4 protein-coding genes and 1 pseudogene are annotated in these 4,323 nt (G+C 60.5%); 2 read left to right on the top strand and 3 right to left on the bottom strand.

From position 1 onward, the window contains the following. The 3 genes from F8J34_RS04935 to F8J34_RS04945 all read right to left on the bottom strand — a co-directional run. A partial coding sequence (locus F8J34_RS04935; protein WP_297056898.1) for a hypothetical protein occupies nucleotides 1-1,723 on the bottom strand: 1,723 nt, incomplete at its 3' end. A gap of 4 nt (nucleotides 1,724-1,727) precedes the next feature. Continuing rightward, the gene (gene rpsU, locus F8J34_RS04940) at nucleotides 1,728-1,931 is read right to left on the bottom strand and encodes a 30S ribosomal protein S21 (protein ID WP_297056899.1); all 204 of its coding nucleotides are present in this window, start codon (nucleotides 1,929-1,931) and stop codon (nucleotides 1,728-1,730) included. 60 nt (nucleotides 1,932-1,991) lie between these two features. Beyond that, a complete protein-coding gene (locus F8J34_RS04945) occupies nucleotides 1,992-2,405 on the bottom strand; it encodes a thioesterase family protein (protein WP_297056900.1) in 414 nt (137 codons plus the stop codon). 108 nt (nucleotides 2,406-2,513) lie between these two features. Here F8J34_RS04945 and F8J34_RS04950 point away from each other — a divergent pair, with 108 nt between their 5' ends. Further along, nucleotides 2,514-4,073, top strand: coding sequence for a glutamate synthase-related protein (locus tag F8J34_RS04950; RefSeq protein WP_297056901.1), 1,560 nt, complete (start codon nucleotides 2,514-2,516; stop codon nucleotides 4,071-4,073). A gap of 2 nt (nucleotides 4,074-4,075) precedes the next feature. Then, nucleotides 4,076-4,323, top strand: a pseudogene (locus F8J34_RS04955) (hypothetical protein); the annotation flags it as partial.

Consider the following 4,323-nt stretch of genomic DNA (forward strand, 5'->3'; position numbering starts at 1 on the left):
GTTCCTGGAGCCGGTGGGAGAGACCTTGCAGACGTTTCTCCACCTCCCGGCGCAGCTCCTCCCGCAGGAGCCGGTGTTCCTCTTCCAGCTGTCGGCGTTTCTCCTCCCATTTCCTCTTTTGTTCCTCCAGGGCCTTCCTTTCCGCGGCCAGGTCTTCCTTCTGTTTTTCCAGTTCGGCTTCCAGGTGGTGCAGCCTCTCCCAGAGACGGCCGTCTTCCTCCGAACCGGAATAAAGGCGACGGGCCCGATCCACCACCTCCGGAGGGAGGAAGGTGCGGGCCAGGGTCAGACCGTGGGAGTCTCCGGGCAGGCCATAGACCAGTCGATAAAGGGGGCGCAGGGTTTGAGGTTCAAAGGCCATGGAGGCAGGGAGAGCTTTTGAACTCAGGACGGCGTAACGTTTGACCTCCGGGAAATGGGTGGTGGCCACCACCAGGGCGCCCGAATGCTCCAGGGTTTCAAGGATGGCCACGGCCAGGGCTCCTCCCTCGCGGGGGTCGGTTCCCCGTCCGGGCTCATCCAGAAGGACCAAACTCCCCGGCCCGGCCTTCTCCAGGATCCTGGCCAGGACGCGCAGATGGGCCGAAAAGGAGCTTTCGTGCACCTCCAGACCCTGGTCATCTCCCAGGTCGGCCAGGATCTCCCGGAAGACCGGAATTTCGGACCCCTCGGCCGCAGGGATGGGCAGCCCGGCCTGAGCCAGAAGGACGCAGAGCCCCACCGTTTTGGTGGCCACGGTCTTGCCCCCGTAATTGGGGCCGCTGATGAGGAGAACGGGGCGTTCCGGGGAGAGGAAGAAGTCATTGGCCACGGGTTCCTCCCCCCGAAGGAAAAAGAAGGGGTGAGCCGCCTTCAGAAGCCGGAGCGAACCGGAGGGCTTGAGCCGGGGGTAACGGCCCCGGTAGCGGCGGGAGAGGTTCAGGGCCGCAAGTCCCAGATCCACCCGGGCCACGGCCTCCTCCACTTCCCTGAGGGCCTGGGCTTCCTCCTCCACCAGGCGGGAGAGCCTTTCCAGGGCCTTCTGCCGGGCCCGTTCCTCCTCCAGACGGGCCAGCTCCAGTTCGTTGGAAACCGGGACGGCCTCGGCGGGTTCAATGAACACCGTGGCCCCGGACTGGGAGACATCGTGAAGGATCCCCGGGACCCGGTTCTTGTGTTCCGCGCGCACCGGAAGCACCAGCCGTCCTTTGCGCTGGAAGATGTGTTCCTCCTGCAGGACTCCGGCCCGGGCGTAGGAGCGCAGCAGATCCTCCATGAGCCGGTGTAAGCGTTCGAAATAATGCCGTGCCCGGCGCCGGGCCTCCCGGAGCTCCGGGGAAGCCCGGTCGGTGAGATCCCGCCCTCCGGGCTCTAGGGCCGAGGAAAGCTCCTGCCTCAGGAATTCGAGCCGGGAAAGGTCCGGGAAAAAGGAGAGTTCCTTAAGGAGTCGGCCGGTCTCCAGATAACGCAGAATCAGATAGAGTTCTTCCGGAAGAAGGATCCCGCCCCGGGTCGCCCGGAGCACCGGAGGGGTCAACCGGGGAAGCTCCGGGAGCCGGCTCAGACCGGTCCTTCGGGCAAAGTCCTCCAGTTCCTGAAAGAAGTTCTGACGGGCCAGGGCCTCCTCAAAAGAAAAGGCCGGAGAGAAGATCTCCAGCAGATCCTCTCCGGCCTCGGTAGCCAGATAAGCCCTAATTTCCTGGAGAAGACCGGGCCATTCGAGTTTGTCCAGAACGCCCGGCATTCAATTAATCATACTGTTGCATCTTTTTAAGTTTTTTGAGGATGCGCTTGCGGGCGGCCATGATCTTTTTGCGTCGCCGCACCCCGGGTTTCTCGTAGAACTCCCGCTTCTTGACCTCGGAAAGGATCTTGTCTCTTTCCACCTGTTTTTTGAAACGCTTAAGGGCCTGCTCGAAGGGCTCATCCTCTCGCACGATTACTCCAGGCAATGAATATCCCTCCCTTCCTTTTTGGAATTTGGCGGCATAATAACATTCAACCTAGACCTGTCAACCGGCGGAGGGATTTTCCTGGCTTAAGGTCTGGAGAAACTCCAGGATATCCGGCGGAAATTTTTGCAAGCGTCCCTCCCGGGAGACCGGGGCGTGTACGGTATAGCCTTCGGCCAGAAGACGACCCTGCCGAAGGATTCGATAATCGAAACGCACCCGGTGAGGACGCACCTCGCTTATGCGGGTATGGATCTCCAGCAGATCGTCGTAACGGGCCGGGGCCCGGTAGCGAATGTGGGCTTCCGCCACCGGGAGGATCAAGCCGCGCTGTTCCTCCAGATCCCGATAAGTGAGCCCCTGTCGGCGCAGGAGCTCCGTGCGCCCGATCTCAAAGAGCCGCAGATAGTTCGCGTAGTACATGACTCCACCGGTATCCGTGTCTCCGTAGATGACCCGGTATTCCACTTTCATTTTTCTGGCCTCCGGGTAAATTCTGGGTTTCATTATAGCGGTAATCTTGAAAGTCCGGACAGATTCCATTAAAGTGCTCTAATTATCGGAGAAAGAAGGAGGCTTGCGGTGGGAGAGAAAGCCAAGTCCAAGGGCGCGTCCAGAAAGAAGGTCCCCCGGTGGGCCGAGTTCTTTCCGGATTTCATCATCGAAAGGGACCCTGAGAAGTGTATCCAGTGTCGGATCTGTGTGCGGGAATGTACCTACGGAGCGCACATCTGGGACGCCAAAAAAAAGGAACTCTCCGAGGATCCTACCAAGTGTGTGGGGTGTCATCGCTGCGAGGCCATGTGTCCCACCCGGGCCATTGTCATCCGCCGCAACCCCTCCGAGTTTCGACCGCATGCGGTCTGGAGGCCGGAGTTCATCAAGAACGTGTATAAACAGGCCGATCAGGGCGGGGTGCTCCTCACCTCCACCGGCTCCAATATTCCCTATCGCACCTATTTCGATCACCTGGTCCTGGACGCCTGTCAGGTTACCAATCCTCCCATTGATCCCCTGAGGGAACCCATGGAATTGCGCACCTATCTAGGCCCCAGGCCGGATGCCCTGGAGGTGGAGGTGCGGGAGGGCGGATTCCGTCTCAAGAAACCCATGCCCCGGCAGATCAAACTGGAAGTTCCCATCATGTTTGCGGCCATGAGTTACGGGGCCATAAGTCTTCATGTACATCAGGGGCTGGCCCGGGCGGCCCGGGATCTGGGCACCCTCTACAATACCGGCGAGGGCGGGCTTCACGCCTCGCTCTATGAATTCGGCGGCAATACCATCGTCCAGTGCGCTTCCGGGCGTTTCGGGCTTCATGTGGATTATCTCCAGGCCGGGGTGGCCATTGAGATCAAGATCGGACAGGGGGCCAAGCCCGGTATCGGCGGGCATCTTCCCGGAGAGAAGGTCACCGAGGAGATCTCCAAGACCCGGATGATCCCGGTGGGCTCCGACGCCATCTCTCCGGCCCCTCACCACGACATCTATTCCATCGAGGATCTGCGGGGGCTTATCTTTGCCCTCAAGGAGGCCACACAGTACCAGAAACTGGTCTTCGTAAAGATCGCCGCGGTGCATAACGTGGCGGCTATCGCCTCCGGAATCGTACGGGCCGGGGCGGATGCGGTGGTAATCGACGGGCTCAAGGGAGGCACCGGAGCTGCTCCCACCATGTTCCGCGACTACATCGGGATCCCCATCGAGCTGGCGGTGGCGGCGGTGGATGAAAGGCTGCGTCAGGAGGGCATCCGTAACTGGGCCTCGGTGATCGCCTCCGGCGGTATCCGTTGCAGCGCCGATGTGATCAAGCTCATCGCTCTGGGAGCGGATGCGGTTTATATCGGAACCCCGGCGCTGATCGCCTGCGGGTGCACCATGTGCCAGCACTGTTTCACCGGGAAGTGTCCCTGGGGTATCGCTACCAACGATCCGAAACTCATCAAACGGCTTCCTCCGGAGGTGGCTTACGAAAAGATCTATAACCTGGTTTACGGCTGGGCTCACGAGATGAAGGAGATGCTCGGGGCCATGGGGCTTAATTCCATCGAGAGCCTGCGGGGGAACCGGGATAAACTGCGGGCGGTGGGGCTTACGGAAACCGAAATGCAAATCCTGGGGGTAAAACACGCGGGGGAATAGCCATGAACCATCTACGGGGGCTTAGCAAGGATATTTCGGGCTGTGGACTTTCCGGAGTGATCCATCGCAAGGGGGAATTGATCCCCGGGGAGATCATCATCCGGTCCATCTGCTGTCAGGAGGAGAGAGGGAATGGTCTGGGGGCCGGGTTTGCCGCCTACGGGATCTATCCGGACCTGGCCGATTATTACGCCCTCCATGTGATGGCCGATCACCGTAAGGCCCTGGAGGACGTGGAGGAGTTGCTGGC

Origin of the sequence: Thermosulfurimonas sp. (genome assembly GCF_015491435.1) — a bacterium.
In the GTDB taxonomy this organism is placed as follows: domain Bacteria; phylum Desulfobacterota; class Thermodesulfobacteria; order Thermodesulfobacteriales; family Thermodesulfobacteriaceae; genus Thermosulfurimonas_A.